Annotated in this window: 11 protein-coding genes; 5 read left to right on the top strand and 6 right to left on the bottom strand. The window is 39.0% G+C overall.

Annotation, left to right across the window (positions count from 1 at the left end; genetic code table 11):
* Positions 1–550: 550 nt before the first annotated feature.
* From ACHFIY_RS07980 to ACHFIY_RS07965, 4 genes are all read right to left on the bottom strand, one after another.
* Entirely contained in the window at positions 551–2,326 is a 1,776-nt protein-coding gene (locus ACHFIY_RS07980; protein WP_410845550.1) for a TonB-dependent receptor plug domain-containing protein, read from the bottom strand.
* A 191-nt stretch (positions 2,327–2,517) separates the two neighbouring features.
* Complete coding sequence (locus ACHFIY_RS07975; protein WP_410845549.1) at positions 2,518–2,940, bottom strand: QcrA and Rieske domain-containing protein; 423 nt, start codon at positions 2,938–2,940, stop codon at positions 2,518–2,520.
* Between the two features lie 89 nt (positions 2,941–3,029).
* Positions 3,030–4,268 carry a hypothetical protein gene (locus ACHFIY_RS07970; protein WP_410845548.1) on the bottom strand — a complete coding sequence of 413 codons (1,239 nt, stop codon included), beginning with the start codon at positions 4,266–4,268 and terminating at the stop codon, positions 3,030–3,032.
* A gap of 224 nt (positions 4,269–4,492) precedes the next feature.
* Positions 4,493–4,918: a response regulator gene (locus tag ACHFIY_RS07965; RefSeq protein ID WP_410845547.1), complete on the bottom strand. Its 426-nt coding sequence runs from the start codon at positions 4,916–4,918 to the stop codon at positions 4,493–4,495.
* Between the two features lie 733 nt (positions 4,919–5,651).
* Here ACHFIY_RS07965 and ACHFIY_RS07960 point away from each other — a divergent pair.
* Complete coding sequence (locus tag ACHFIY_RS07960; RefSeq protein ID WP_410845546.1) at positions 5,652–6,257, top strand: alpha-ketoglutarate-dependent dioxygenase AlkB family protein; 606 nt, start codon at positions 5,652–5,654, stop codon at positions 6,255–6,257.
* A gap of 126 nt (positions 6,258–6,383) precedes the next feature.
* Here ACHFIY_RS07960 and ACHFIY_RS07955 read toward each other — a convergent pair whose 3' ends face one another.
* Positions 6,384–6,791, bottom strand: a complete 408-nt coding sequence (locus ACHFIY_RS07955) for a thiol-disulfide oxidoreductase DCC family protein (protein WP_410845545.1) — start codon at positions 6,789–6,791, stop codon at positions 6,384–6,386.
* A 1,291-nt stretch (positions 6,792–8,082) separates the two neighbouring features.
* Between ACHFIY_RS07955 and ACHFIY_RS07950 the strand changes: the two genes are divergently transcribed.
* Entirely contained in the window at positions 8,083–9,561 is a 1,479-nt protein-coding gene (locus ACHFIY_RS07950; RefSeq protein WP_410845544.1) for a C1 domain-containing protein, read from the top strand.
* Between the two features lie 90 nt (positions 9,562–9,651).
* Positions 9,652–10,659, top strand: coding sequence for an acyl-ACP desaturase (locus ACHFIY_RS07945; protein ID WP_410845543.1), 1,008 nt, complete (start codon positions 9,652–9,654; stop codon positions 10,657–10,659).
* 119 nt (positions 10,660–10,778) lie between these two features.
* On the opposite strand, the gene ACHFIY_RS07940 is transcribed toward ACHFIY_RS07945, so the two are convergent.
* Entirely contained in the window at positions 10,779–13,352 is a 2,574-nt protein-coding gene (locus tag ACHFIY_RS07940; RefSeq protein ID WP_410845542.1) for an ATP-dependent Clp protease ATP-binding subunit, read from the bottom strand.
* A gap of 124 nt (positions 13,353–13,476) precedes the next feature.
* On the opposite strand from ACHFIY_RS07940, the gene ACHFIY_RS07935 reads away from it, so the two are divergent.
* A complete protein-coding gene (locus ACHFIY_RS07935) occupies positions 13,477–13,875 on the top strand; it encodes an STAS domain-containing protein (protein ID WP_410845541.1) in 399 nt (132 codons plus the stop codon).
* A 152-nt stretch (positions 13,876–14,027) separates the two neighbouring features.
* Positions 14,028–14,942, top strand: coding sequence for a ribonuclease Z (locus ACHFIY_RS07930; protein WP_410845540.1), 915 nt, complete (start codon positions 14,028–14,030; stop codon positions 14,940–14,942).
* The last annotated feature ends 39 nt before the right edge of the window (positions 14,943–14,981 follow it).

The following is a 14,981-nucleotide window of genomic DNA, read 5'->3' as shown; positions in this document are numbered from 1 at the left end:
TGGGTTCGCTTAGGTCATTTGCAAATTCCAGAAGGGCTAAAAATCAAAGGCTTTGCAAAGTCTCCCTGTCCTTCCTGTCTCCCCCACCATGGGGGCATTTTGGGATGCTCATGGGGAAATATGCCCCCATATAGGATTGTCTTTTTGCACAGGTCCTAAATCAATCCCAACTTTGTAGTAAATGGCTCTTTGTTTAGTTGGTTCAATCCCACCTGCCGCCATAGCCTTGGTTCGATGCCCTGTTGGGCTCATTTTTAACATGCAAAAAAAACATTATTATGAACTACACCCATACTCACAAAATACGCATAAAATGCGCATGAAATATGCATAAAATAAGCATAAAATAAGCATAAAATAAGCATAAAATAAGCATAAAATAAGCATAAAATATGCATATTTTAAAATACAAAAGCACTGTATTTCAATGAGTTATGATGCAGGAATACCTAAAAATTAAATTCAGGGTGTCAAAACCCAGCAAAACCAAGCAGGCAGAGCCCCTGAAAATGGGTTATAAAGATTTCACTCAACAACACCCGCATCGCTTTCACAATATGTACCTAACTCCGCCATTTATTAATAAGGGGATTGAATTATAGCCCCTAATATCAAAAAAAGTATGGTTAGTAATATTCTGCGCATTCATATAAACTAAAAAATGCGGTTGAATATTAAAAGAGGCATAAGCATTTACTACCATAAAATGCTTCATGGCAAAATCTGGTTCGCCGTAGCCAACATCGTAATAATTACCTACATACCTACCTGTAATAGCTGCTGAGAAATGGCTGCTCGTATAGTGCAACCCTATATTGGCTATATGCTTCGGCCTGCGGATTAAATAAGTATAGGTTACCGTATCGGTATAATTGATACGGCTGTTGGTGGTTTCATTCCCCGATAGGAATGTATAATTGCCAGTAAAAGAAATATGTGGGGATAGTTTTACTTTCCATTCATATTCTATACCACCCACTTTTTGTCCGGCATAGTTGCTATAGCCACTACTTGTTCCGTTGAAGTCTATCATATTGTTTATAGTGCGGTAGAAGAATTGCAGTTGCTGTATAAAAATGCCCTGTTTATGTTGTATGCACATGCGGTAACTGACAGATTGCTCTGGGCTTAAAGCTGCATTACCAGCTATATCGTTGTACAACTGGTAAATACTTGGATTTTTATAACCCGTGGCTATATTGCCTGATAGCTGCACATGATGGTAGCGGTATGCAACATCAAAGCTAAAACTATGGGTATATCCATAAGCTGAATGTTTGTTCAACCTGCCGCCTAAACCTATGTTTAAACTGCTGTCTTTGTTGGCATAACCCAAGTTAGCATAACTAGCATATTGGGATACACTAGGGTAGAAAGAAGTGCCTTGCCCCGTGCTGCTATCATAATTGGAATAATCTAAATGCCCATACCTATAATCTGCACCGGCTAGCAAACTGATATTTTTTGCTATGGAAACCTGCATATACAATGCTGCAAAATGCGTTTTCCCTCCATAATGCTCGCTGCTATAATTGGTATAATCGTAGTCTCGTTTTGTACTTCCATATTGGTAATTCCCTGCAACCAGCCATTTCTTTTTATGGTACTTGAAGTCTGTGCCTGTGATAAGGTTGTTATTGGTATAAAAATAGTAAGGGTCATCAATAAAATCGTTCACGTCAGAATCTGCCCTGTAACGACTAAAGAGGCAATAAGCTTTCATTGTCCAATATGCAGATGGTGCATATTCCAAACGTGCATTTGCAATATATCCTTTGTAACTATCCTTGTCAAAGCCCTGTTTGCTTGTACTATCGTTTGCATAAGAAAACCCACTCGTTTGCAACCTGAAATAACTGGCCGCATAGCTAATTTTCTTTTGTTTGCCCCAGATTTGAACATGGCTGTTCCAGGTATTTTCATTACCCAAACTTTGGACTGCTTCCAGGTTCACTGCTTTTTCTGTTTTATCCTTTCGGGTAATGATATTAATAGCCCCAGCCATTGCCCCCCCGCCAAATAATGTAGATTGCGAACCCCTGTAAATATCTATCCGCTCAATATTGTATAAGGAAATAAAATTGATGTCGAAATAGTCGCTGATTCCCGATGGATCCCATATAGGCACACCGTCCAGCAATACCATTGTCCTGCCCCCTAATGTTCCTTCCATGTAGATGGATACCAATGTACCTGTTGGCTGATAAGCACCATTTACCACAATGCCTGCCTGTTCGTTGAGCAGTTGTGCCAGCGTTTTGCCGTATCCCCTTTCTATCTCTGCGTGGCTGATGCAGCTAACAAATTTGCTTGTTGCGGTTTCCATAACCCTATTTTCTACTATACCTGTATCCTGTTGCCCAAATGCAAAATGGAATGTCATTAATATTGTAAAGAATAGGGGATACTTTATCATTTGCGCAATATGCGAGATTGTAAAATCAATCAATTGTTAAAGGCTTAATGCCACTACAATACGTTTTTTCAAAAATACGTTAGTTTTTCAATCTTTGATTTTTATACGTTGATAATAAGCTGGTTGTTTTCTACCCGCGTTTTATATTGATGCAATGCTTTTTCTGCGGGCCCTTTCTTCACTTTCCCTTCTTTGTCAAACACGCTACCGTGCAAGGAGCATTGGTAGCTATTGCTGCCATTAACAGTTAGTTGGTTGTCTTGATGGGTGCATTGTAGTAACAAAGCAAAATACTGCCCATCTTTTTTTTCAACGGCAATATCATAATACCAACCCTTGGGGCGGATAAATTGCGTAGTGCTTGTGTCAAACAAAGACAATGGCACTTGCAGTTGCTTATTCTGCACTTCTGTTTTAAACACAGGATAAGCCGCCCCACAACCTGCCATTTCAAGCAAGGAAACCCCAGCCGCACCCAAGAGGCAGATATTGCAAGATGTTTTTATAAAATTTCTTCTTTCCATTGTGTCAAATATTGATTTTTAATTTCTTAATACATACCTCTATAACACGAATTAGAACGAATTCCTTACTCATAACTCCTAACTCCTAACTAAAAAGAATATCCTATCCCAATATTTAAAAAACTATTGTTTTGTTGATAAGGTGAAGCATTAGGAGCGGGGTTAATGACTAAGTCGGGGTTTTGCTGCCCTGTGTGCAGCACCCTTACATCAGCTTTTAACACTACATTGGGGATGGGCAAGTAGCTGAAACCTGCTATGATATGCGTTTGTTTTTCAGTGCCATCATAAATGGCTTTTGGCGGTGCGGGTGTGCTGGCGTTTAGGTCAAGTACCTCTGCACGTACAAAACTGATGAATTGTTGATTGTTATTTTTGTTGTACAACCAGTTATAACCAAGCTCGGCATAAGCACCATACATGGCAGTTGCTAGGTTTTTAGAATAAGCAGCATTTACTTTGCCTGCATCTGGGTAATAAATATAAGTTCCCAATGCTTTGGCTGAAAATGCATTGTTATTGTATTGCACATCGGCTTCGCCAAGGTAAATGGGCGTGCCAAAACCACCGCTGTTTAGCCCTAGGCTGTATGCGCTTTTTTTGTTTAGCCCTACTGTACCGCCACCATAGCCTGAAACTTGGAACTTAAAATTTTTCCAGCTAGATTGCAGCGAAGCCGTTATGGCCAAGTTATTTGCCGTTGCGTTCCTGCCTTCTGCCCGACCATCACGGATGCCAGTGCCATGTTCAAAACCTGAACTATTTAGCCCGTTTACTATGGCAAGGCTATAATTTATGGGTGATTGGTTTAGCGAGCCATATAGGCCAATGCCCAGTTCGCGCCAAGTGGCGGGTATTGCCATTTGCTCCACCATCGGCCTTTCTACGCCGTTGAAGTTTACTGGCAGGTGGTTTTCATTTAGTATGCCAATCCTGGGTACAAACAAACCGGCAATGATGTATTGTTTAGGGTTTAGGTTGAATTTCAAATAGGCCTGTTCCATGGAAACTTCGCCCCCGCTTTCCCCGCCAGCAACTTTTGCGTCTTCCACTTCAAGTTCAGTGAATACTGAAATTTTATTGTTGAACTGGTGGCCTACAAACAATACCGCTCTTTCTAGGTTTAGGGTTGATTCCTTTTTATTGAAATCACGCTGGTAAAAGGCACTGCCATAGCCAGATATTACTGTCTTGCTACTGCTGATGCCAGCCTGCAAAGAGTCTTCATTGCTAAGTACCAATTGCTGTGCCTGTGTCCTATACTGTGCGTTTGCTACTACTCCTGCAAGCATCATTGCTGCTATGCCTGCCCATTTTCTAATCGCCATTTTTCTCATGTATAATTTAGCCATAAATAATTAAGTGCGGCGAAAGTAGGTGGAGGTAAATGGGTAGTGATGCCGTATCGGGAAAACTGGATTACGCAAACAGGAAAGGTTACTACTCAGGTGCAAGTTTGGTTAATCTGCCACCAATGCACGAAGCAGAATTAGGAATTATAAATTAGTAATTATTGATAGTGAAACGTTGGTTACTACTCACGATAGTATTGTTACTTTATATAGTTTGGCGATTCGCACTCTACCCAATAATCCACGATAATTTTAATGGTGCGTTTTAATTTTTCATAAGAACTTGGCTTGATAAAAAAACCTTGTACAGATTTGGAATAAGCATCCACCACATATTTTTGCTCTGCCGTGGTGGTGAAAAACAAGTAGGGGATACATTTCAACCGTAAGTCCTCGTTGGTATGTACTTTTTCCCTTAGCTCAATGCCATTTAACTTAGGCATGTTTATGTCTGAAAGGATAAGGAAAGGTTCTATATCTGATTTCAGTAAATAGTCAAGCGCTTTTTCGCCATCTCCAAAGTAAATAATTTCATTGTTGTAATCTAGCTCTAGAAAAATTTCGGCCAATACTTCTTGGTCGTCTATATCGTCTTCTATAATAATAATGGGGCCTTTTTTGTTCATTTTATAATACTCTAATTATTCAAAACTACACTTTCATTTGCTTGTTAAACAATTTTGTTATCTATCTGCTACAAAGGCTCAAAAACATAAAGAAGCAAGGAGTTTTAAGGCAAAAAGAGAATACATAAGCTTGCCATATAGCGAATTTGTTAGGTGCATAAAACTTTTTCGCTTTTTTATTGAAAAATCGACCAAGCCCAACTTCACCCTCCCATAAGACCGGAACAAGTTACCCAAAGGAAAAGGTAACAGGGCAAGAGTACAACATCTGCGTATTTTTAATAATATCGATATCTCCTAGTATTATATTAAAATAGTTTCAGTTTTGCCATTATTGCGGGATTTTTACTCTATCTGTTTTTTTTAAAAAACATTACCGCCCTTGTAAGCCATTGATTATCAACAATAACATCAAATTTTTGTGCGTATTTTGTGCTTATTTTATGCATATTTTATGCGTAATTTACGCTCATTTTGTGCTTAATTTATGTGCATTTTGTGCCTGATTTGTGCCTATTTTAAAGCCATAAATACAAGACCAAATTTTGAGACTACAACTATCTTAATATTAGTAAAAAATGAACTACGATTAGGATGCCAAGACACTAGTTTTGTAAGTAGTTTATATCAAGTGCATTTCTAGCACAAAGATAAGATTTTTATAGATTGGGGTGTATCAGGACAAAGCGAAAAAGTTTTATACACCCTATTTGTTTTTATTAGAATTGAATATATGCAGTTACCCATTTTTGATACCTTAAATGAAAACTTGCTGCCATGTGATGGGGAGATGTTCCTGTATGAACATTTTTTTCAGCAGGCAAAAGTGGAAGATTGGTTTACCCAATTGCAAAATACTATTGCGTGGAAACAGGAAGGGATGAAAATGTATGGCAAAGAGGTGAACTTCCCAAGGTTAACGGCTTGGTATGGCGAAGAAGGGAAAACGTATAAATATTCTGGACTGGTAAATATCCCGGTTCCATTTACTGGCTTGCTGTTGGAAATGAAAACATTGATAGAAAACAAAACCAACCACCGTTTTAATAGTGCCTTGTTGAATTTGTACAGGAACGGGCAAGACAGCATGGGCTGGCATAGCGACAATGAACCAGAGTTGGGGGTAAACCCTACCATTGCATCCGTATCTTTTGGTGGGGAGCGTGTTTTTCAATTGAAACACAAGCAGGACAAGCAATTGACCCGTTCCATTGTATTGAAGGATAATAGTTTGTTGCTGATGCAAGGGGCTATCCAACACCATTGGCTGCACCAGATACCCAAAACGGCTAAGCCAACGCTGCCAAGAATTAATATTACATTTAGAAAAACTGTCTAAACGGGGATATTGTCTGAACCTAGATTTGTGTGAATAGTTGGATTAAAGGGAGAATATGTTTTGGTATTACTATTACTTAATTGTTTTTCTTCGTGCTGCTTTGGGTCTTTGAGCCTTAGTGGCAAACTAATCAAGAAATCTTTTTTGCAATGCGGGGGTTGGTAGCCAGCAAGCATCTTGTTTGCCAAACCATTTGTAACGGTTATTGGAAATGGTACGGTACACCCAATTGCGTATAAAAGGTGGCACAATGATGAAATAATACAATAAAAACCAAGCCCCATCTAGGTGCCTAGCTACTTGCAATGCGGCGGAAGATTGCAAATAAACCCTGCCATTATCTAAATATACAAAGGAATTGAAACTAGTTTGGGGCAAATGGTATTGCGCCAGCAAAACCTGCCCTGAGTTGCTTTGCAAAGAAGCAAACTTGAAAATACCTTTTGCATCGTGCCTGATAACAAACTGAACGCTGCTGCTGCAAAGGTTGCAAACCCCATCAAACAAAATAATCCGTTCGGCATTGGTAACCATAGGGCAAAGTTAAAATATTATTGTCAAGTAGTATTGAACTTCCGGGTAAAAAAAAAGGGTCTCCCTGTAGAAACAGGACGACCTCTAACGATTGCTTGCCATATGAAAATTCTTAAAAAAATAACTTTTGGCCTTTTGAAGTAGCATAACTTTTAAACATTATTTTTGTTTTGTTACACAAATATAGAATGCTTTTGCAGGTAGTAGAAGCCAAGTTATTGCCTATTTAATGATGCCTAAGCCTTGTTATGAACGCCGAAAGCCCTATGGGTATTAAATTGTAGCAAAAAAGCATACTGATGTCCAACGAAAATAAATGTAAATAAAACACTTGTAAAAGGTAAAATAGTTTGGAAATAGGATAAAATAAGTGCAATTTTTTGCACCTAATACATTGGGCAGGAAAGTGTCGGATGTAAAGCTTTGGGCAAAAAAAAGGGTCTCCCTGTAGAAACAGGGCGACCTCTAACGATTGCTTGCCATATGAAAATTCTTAAAAATAACTTTTAGCTTTTTGAAGTAGCATAACTTCTATAATTTCACTTCTGACATTTGTCCTTACAAAGGTTTAATTGCTGCTCGAAGTTTCTATTTCTTATTTGTTACACAAATGTAGTAATGGTTTCAGTTTTGTAAAACCCAATTTATGTTAGATTTTATTACGCCAAGCAGTGTTTTCAACTGCTAAAAGCATTCTGCTTGCTATATTGTAGCCATTTATATTAATGATGCCCAAGATTAATATCAGAACCAAAGAAAATTAAACAGTTATGGGCATTATAAGCAAAAAATTTGCATCCGATGTCCCTTTTTTCTAAAATCAAGGAATAGGTTGAAAACTTTTAAATATTTTTTTGCAAAATTAATATGCAGTATTTTTTTAGATATATATTTGCATAGCGATTAAAAAAAAGGGTCTCCCTGTAGAAACAGGACGACCTCTAACGATTGCTTGCCATATGAAAATTCTTCGAAGTAAACTTTGAGCCTTTTACAGTAGCTTAACTTTCTTTGAAACTTTGACCTCTCACGATACTTGCACTTCTAACGATTGCTTCCCGTATGAAATCTTATTTTGTTATTGTTACACAAATGTAAGCTGTGTTTGCAGGTATTGAAAAACAACTTACATTGCATTTAATGATGCCAATTAAGCATGTTTTAAAACAAAATCCTTGCGGCCATTGGTTTTCAGGAAATTTTTTTAATGATGTCCAACCGTTCAACCGATATATTATACCAGCTAATTCACTCACTTGAAAAGTCTGAAAAGAGGCATTTTAAGTTGTATGTGAAGCGAAGCTCTGCCAAGGAAGACTTAAAAATCATCCAGCTTTTTGATGCGCTGGATAAACTGGGCGACTATGACGAAAAAATGCTGCTGCGCAAGCTGCCCACCATAGAAAAGCCCCAGCTTGCCAATTTAAAAACGCATTTATACAAACAAATATTATCTAGCCTCCGGGTATTGAAAAGCACAGAAAACGTTGATTTACAACTGAATGAACAGTTAGATCATGCACGCATTTTGTACAACAAAGGATTAAAGCTTCAAAGCCTTAAAATTTTGGAACGTGCTAAGGAAATAGCAAGGGCAAACCATAAATTTAATTTTTTAACGCAGGTTATTGCGCTGGAGAAAAAAATTGAAACACTTCATATTACCCGAAGCACGCTGGAAAAAACAGCACTACTTGCGGAGGAAGCCGTGGAAGTATGTACCCACATAGAAAAAGTTACGAAGCTTTCCAACCTTGCTTTGTTGCTATATGGCTGGTATGTGAAAAATGGTCATGCCCGCAATGTGGAGGATGAAAAAGACGTAAAGCTTTTTTTTAAGGAAAACCTGCTGGAACCGCTGGATGAAGATGCCGAGTTTTACGAAAAATTGTATTTGTATCAGAGTTATGTGTGGTATGCCTTTATACGCCAAGATTTTTTGATGTATTACCGCTACAGCCAGAAATGGATAGATTTGTTTGATGCCGAAGAAGATATGATTGCCGTGGAAATTGGGCATTACATAAAAGGTATGCACAACTTGCTAAATGCCCATTTTGACCTTAGGAATTTTGAAAAATTTGACATTACCCTTAAAAAATTCCAGGCATTTGCTGCTACGCCAATTGCCAATCAGCACGATAATTTCAGGATACACACCTTTATATACATCAATAGTGCTAAAATAAACCAGCACCTGATGCTAGGTACCTTTAGTGAAGGTTTGTGCCTTATAAAAAAAATAGAAGAACAACTAGAAGAATATGCTTTGTATGTTGACAGGCATCGCATACTTGTATTCAATTATAAATTTGCCACGCTTTATTTTGGTCATGGCGACCATGCTACTTGCATTGATTACCTGCAAAAGATCATAAATGACCAAGTTGGGCTTAGGAACGACTTGCAGTGCTATGCGAGGCTTATGCACCTGATGGCCCACTACGAGCTTGGGAATAATGAAATAATAGAGTACCTGATAAAATCGGTGTACCGTTTCATGGCCAAAATGCAAAACCTAACCGTGATAGAAGAAGAAATGTTTAAATTTTTGCGGCGCTCGTTCCATGTATCGGCCAGGAAAATGAAACCTGAGTTTGAGGCTTTCCTGCAAACCATAAAACAATATGAAAAAAGCCGCTTTGAAACGAGGGCTTTTGCTTATTTAGATATTATTTCATGGGTAGAAAGCAAGGTGTATAACAAGCCTATGAGCGAGGTAATACATGATAAATACCTAGCCAGAAAAAAAAGAATTTATCAACAATAAAGTTTAAATATTTTACATTTAGCATTAAGTACTTTTTAATAAGCTATCTTTGTATTTTCCATTTTATTTTTTTATAATACACCTTTAATAATGCAACAGACAGAGAGCAACGAAATATCCAAAAATATGGAGGTAATCGGGATGATTGAAGGGTTTGTTTCCGAAACAATCAATACAAACCTTGTAAACCCAGACGAGTGTTGGCAGCCAACTGATTTTTTGCCCGATTTGACGCAGGAAGATGCTATAGACCAAATTATAAAATTGAGGGAACGTTCTGCTACTATCCCCGACTCTATTATTACGTCTTTGGTTGGCAACATGATTACCGAGGAGGCACTGCCTAGCTATCAAACTTATTTTAACCTTATTGTAAACAGTGAAAGGGAACTTACCAGCGAAAATGGTTGGGTAAGATGGTCTAGGGCATGGACAGCCGAAGAAAACCGCCATGGTGACTTGCTGAATAAATACCTTTATTTATCTGGCAGGTGCGATATGAAAGCGGTAGAACAAACCATCCACCGATTGATTTACAATGGCTTTAACCCTAATACAAACAATGATCCTTACCAGGCTATTGTTTATACCTCTTTTCAGGAAAGGGCTACAAAAATTTCGCATGTAAACACGGGCAAATTAGCCGACAAAGCAGGCGACAATAACCTTTCTAGGATTTGTAAAACAATTGCTGGAGATGAGGCAAGGCATGAAAAGGCATACAAGGCATTTATGTCTAAAATATTTGAAATAGACCCCAACGGTGCCCTAGCAGCTTTTGATAAAATGATGCGTAAGCAAATAACTATGCCGGCAGTATTAATGGATCATGGTGGCAAGAACCCTAATTTGTTTGCTGATTTTTCTGCCATTACACAAAAAATTGGCGTTTATACTACTTGGGATTACGCCAGCATCATTGAACATTTGGTAGCGCTTTGGAAAATTGAAACTTTAACTGGCTTGAAAGATGGTGCTTCCAAGGCTCAGGAATACCTTTGCACTTTAGCAGCCCGCTATAAGAGGATTGCTGAAAGAATGAAAGTGCCAGACGACATTAACTTGTCTTGGTTAGCACCACAGCAGTTTTCGTTCTAATTGAAGATGAGTAAAAAATAGATTTCCGCTTAGGAATTAAATAGCGCATTGATAAAATTAAAAAGCCCATGTTCACTGTGAACATGGGCTTTTTAATTTTATTCGGTAATAATGATTATCTATACACTCGCATTTTCCTCTGTTTCTGCAGCGGCTGCTTCTGGGCTTTTTATCTCGAACTTTATTTTACTGGTTTCTTTATCCAATATGGCCAGTAAAGTATCCCCATTTTTTACATTCATGTTCAATATTTCCTCGGCCAATGGATCTTCCAAATGCTTTTGGATGGCACGATGCAATGGCCTAGCGCCAAAGTTTACATCATACCCCTTTTCAGCAATAAAATCCTTTGCTTCGTCGGTTATTTCTAAGGTATAGCCCATGTTGCTCAAGCGTTTGTAAACGCCTTTCATCACTATGTCAATAATTGCAAAAATATTTTCCTTGGTTAGGGAATTGAATATAACCACATCGTCTATCCTGTTCAAAAACTCGGGTGAGAATGTTTTTTTCAATGACTTTTCAATCACCGCTTTGTTGTTCTCCTCTTGGTTCTGCATACGGGTAGCCGTGGCAAAGCCTACGCCATCACCAAATTCCTTCAATTGCCGTACCCCAATATTTGAAGTCATAATAATAAGGCTGTTCTTAAAGTCAATCTTCCTCCCCAATCCGTCTGTCAGTTGCCCATCATCCAATACTTGAAGCAAGATATTGTAAATATCTGGATGTGCTTTTTCTATCTCGTCCAGCAAGATTACAGAATAAGGTTTGCGGCGTACCTTTTCAGTTAATTGCCCACCTTCTTCATAACCCACATATCCCGGAGGCGCACCAATTAAACGGCTCACAGTGAATTTTTCCATGTACTCGCTCATGTCAATGCGTATCAAGGCATCTTCACTATCAAACATATAGCGGGCAAGGCTCCTTGCCAATTCTGTTTTACCTACACCTGTAGGTCCGAGGAATATAAAGCTACCTATCGGCTTTTTAGGGTCTTTTAAACCAACCCTGTTACGCTGTATCGCTTTTGTTACTTTGCTAATCGCATCTTCCTGACCAATCACCATTCCTCTCATATCTTCGTTCATGCGGCGGAGCTTTTCTGTTTCCGCCTGCACCATACGTTTTACAGGTATCCCTGTCATCATGCTGATAACTTCGGCAATATTATCTTCTGTTATAGGGTAGCGCTTGTGCTTGCTGTCTTCTTCCCAAGTGTTTTTTGCCCTTTCCAGTTCTTCCCCAAGTCGTTTTTCCTTGTCGCGCAGGCTGGCAGCTTCTTCAAAACGCTGGCTTTTTACAACTTTGTTCTTTTCTGTTTTTACTTCTTCAATTTGCTTTTCCAGTTCAATAATCTCCTGTGGCACATTGATGTTTTTCAAATGCACCCTAGCACCTACCTCGTCTAGAACATCTATTGCTTTGTCGGGCAATAAACGGTCTGTCATATACCTGTCGCTCAGTTTTACGCAAGCCTCAATAGCCAATTCATCATAATTTACGTTATGATAGTCTTCGTACTTGCTTTTAATATTTGTTAATATTTGTATGGTTTCTTCCACGGTTGGCGGCTCTACCAATACTTTCTGGAAACGACGATCTAATGCCCCATCTTTTTCAATATACTGGCGGTATTCATCCAATGTAGAAGCACCAATGCATTGAAGCTCACCACGGGCTAAAGCAGGTTTAAATATATTGCTGGCATCCAAGCTGCCGCTCGCGCCACCTGCACCCACAATGGTATGAATTTCATCAATAAATAGAATAACGTCCCTATTTTTTTCTAGCTCATTCATAATGGCTTTCATCCGCTCTTCAAACTGGCCACGATATTTTGTGCCAGCAACAAGGGCAGCCAAATCAAGAGAAATTACCCGTTTGTCAAATAGCACACGGCTCACTTTCCGCTGTACAATTCGCAGTGCAAGCCCTTCTACAATGGCTGTTTTGCCAACGCCCGGCTCACCTATTAATATGGGGTTGTTTTTCTTGCGCCTAGAAAGTATCTGCGATACCCTTTCTATTTCGTTTTCACGGCCTATAATGGGATCTAGGGTGCCTGCCTCGGCCATTTTGGTAATGTCCCTGCCAAAATTGTCTAGCACAGGTGTTTTGCTTTTAGCTGCCGGTGCTTGCTTGCCTGTAGAAGGGCCGCCTTTGGGTTGTTGATACCCGCCACTGCCTCTTTTTTCGTCCTCAAACTCATCGTCATGATCGTCTGGGAATTCACTTTTCGGTGTTGCTGTACTGCCTACCATACCTATTTCGTTTTTAAACATGTCGTAGTCCACGTCAAATTGATTTAATATTTGTGTAGCTATATTCTCTTTGTTTTTCAAGATGCTCAGCATCAAATGCTCCGTTTCAACCAAGGGGCTTTTCAATGACTTTGCCTCTAATACGGTTACCCGTATTACTTTTTCGGCCTGCTTCGTCAAAGGCAGGCTGTTTATATTGGCAATATTCTTACCGGTTTTATCCTTTACTGCCAGTTCTATTTCTTTGCGCAGCTCGTACAAATCCACGTTCAGCCGTTGCAAAACCCTGATGGCCGTATTTTCCCCGTCCCTGATTAAACCCAATAGCAAATGCTCCGTTCCTATGAAGTCGTTGCCTAGGCGCAGTGCTTCTTCCCTGCTAAAGGAAATAATCTCTTTTACTTGTGCTGAAAAGTTATTATCCATGTAATTAAATTAAGTTCGTACAGTACAATTATAACGAATATTTTTGAGGAAATTAATACCTGTTTATGCACACTGTGTTAATGTGTACGAATATATAAAAGTATGAAATTGAATGTATAAAATTATGGAATTCAAAATTGATACCAAGGAGAAATTTACAGTCATTACCCTGCTGGAACCAGAGATATATGACAAGATGGCTGATGAACTCAAAAATACCTGCCTTACTTACTTGGAGCAGGAAGTGAAGAATGTAGTTTTAGATATGGGGCAGGTAACTACCATAAGCAGCTCTATAGCACAAGCATTGGCCCTGTTGCAGCAAAGCTTTTATGAGGGCAATGCAAGTTTTGTTTTATGTGCTATTCAACCCAGCGTTGATGCTGTTTTTGAAGAACAAGACTTAGGCGACATCATTAACCAAACACCTACCGAAAGCGAGGCGTGGGACATAGTGCAAATGGAAGAAATAGAAAGGGAATTGCTTGACGGCGACGATATGTTGTTTGATAGTAATGAGTAAGAAATGTGCCTTTTTAGCTTAAAAATAATTGTTTTTAACTGAAATAAAGTGATTTGCAACTTTTTTGTACGCTGATACATACAAGTGATGCAAATGAAAGCTATATTGCTGTTGCTGCCATTAGATAATTATAAAATACAATTCGATAGCCCATGTTTGGAGTAACCATTTTAGGCAATAACTCTGCCGTACCAGCCTATAACAGGCATCCTACTGCCCAGATAGTTACCATACATGACCAGCTATTGCTAATTGATTGTGGCGAAGGCACCCAAATGCAGATGGCTAGGTACAAAATTCGACGCAGCAAAATAAGGTACATTTTTATCTCCCACCTGCATGGCGACCATTATTTTGGGCTTATTGGCCTTATTGCCAGTTTGGCACTTATTGGCCGAGAAGACAGCCTACACGTGTTTGGACCGCCCCTTTTAAAGGAAATGATAGACCTTCAGCTAAAAGCAGCCGATACTATGCTGCCATTTCCCCTATATTTTTCGCCTTTAGTAAGCGATGGGCTGCTGGTAGACGAGAAAAAATTTACAGTGGAGTGCTTTTCTACCTACCACAGGGTAGAGTGCAAGGGCTTTATTGTGAGGGAAAAAAGGAAATTGAGGAAAATAAACAAACTCGAAGTCTTAAAATACCCCATACCAGCCATTTTTTATGAAAGGTTAAAAGATGGAGAGGACTATACCACCAAGGATGGCGATATTATAAAGAACGAATGGGTTACTATGCCAAGCGCTGCTGGCCGCAGCTATGCTTATTCTGGTGATACGCTATATGACCACCAGATAGCTGGGTATGTAAAAGGGGTGAATTTGCTATACCATGAAACCACCTATCTTAAAACCATGACAGAAAACGCCAAGAAGCGCTTTCATTCCACCACGCATCAGGCGGCTACCATTGCCTTGGAAGCAGGCGTAGGGAAGTTGATAATTGGGCATTTCAGCAGCAAGTACGAAAACATAGATGTTTTTTTAGAGGAAGTAAAAGAAGTATTTGAAAATAGCGACTTGGCCATAGAGGGCGTTACCTATATGATACCCTTTGCAAAATAATCTCTTTTTTTTGAAAATATTTTTGGCAGTTAATTTTTT

The sequence above is a fragment of the Parasediminibacterium schistidii genome (genome assembly GCF_046546515.1).
Classification (GTDB): domain Bacteria; phylum Bacteroidota; class Bacteroidia; order Chitinophagales; family Chitinophagaceae; genus Parasediminibacterium.
The sequence above is the reverse complement of the archived record's forward strand: the minus strand, read 5'-3'. Positions and strand labels throughout refer to the sequence as shown.

Bases quoted from the DNA above. Each gene is read 5' to 3' on its own strand.
- ACHFIY_RS07980 (WP_410845550.1), bottom strand. From the start codon at position 2,326: ATGGAAACCGCAACAAGCAAATTTGTTAGCTGCATCAGCCACGCAGAG.
- ACHFIY_RS07975 (WP_410845549.1), bottom strand. From the start codon at position 2,940: ATGGAAAGAAGAAATTTTATAAAAACATCTTGCAATATCTGCCTCTTG.
- ACHFIY_RS07970 (WP_410845548.1), bottom strand. From the start codon at position 4,268: ATGGCGATTAGAAAATGGGCAGGCATAGCAGCAATGATGCTTGCAGGA.
- ACHFIY_RS07965 (WP_410845547.1), bottom strand. From the start codon at position 4,918: ATGAACAAAAAAGGCCCCATTATTATTATAGAAGACGATATAGACGAC.
- ACHFIY_RS07960 (WP_410845546.1), top strand. From the start codon at position 5,652: ATGCAGTTACCCATTTTTGATACCTTAAATGAAAACTTGCTGCCATGT.
- ACHFIY_RS07955 (WP_410845545.1), bottom strand. From the start codon at position 6,791: ATGGTTACCAATGCCGAACGGATTATTTTGTTTGATGGGGTTTGCAAC.
- ACHFIY_RS07945 (WP_410845543.1), top strand. From the start codon at position 9,652: ATGCAACAGACAGAGAGCAACGAAATATCCAAAAATATGGAGGTAATC.
- ACHFIY_RS07940 (WP_410845542.1), bottom strand. From the start codon at position 13,352: ATGGATAATAACTTTTCAGCACAAGTAAAAGAGATTATTTCCTTTAGC.
- ACHFIY_RS07935 (WP_410845541.1), top strand. From the start codon at position 13,477: ATGGAATTCAAAATTGATACCAAGGAGAAATTTACAGTCATTACCCTG.
- ACHFIY_RS07930 (WP_410845540.1), top strand. From the start codon at position 14,028: ATGTTTGGAGTAACCATTTTAGGCAATAACTCTGCCGTACCAGCCTAT.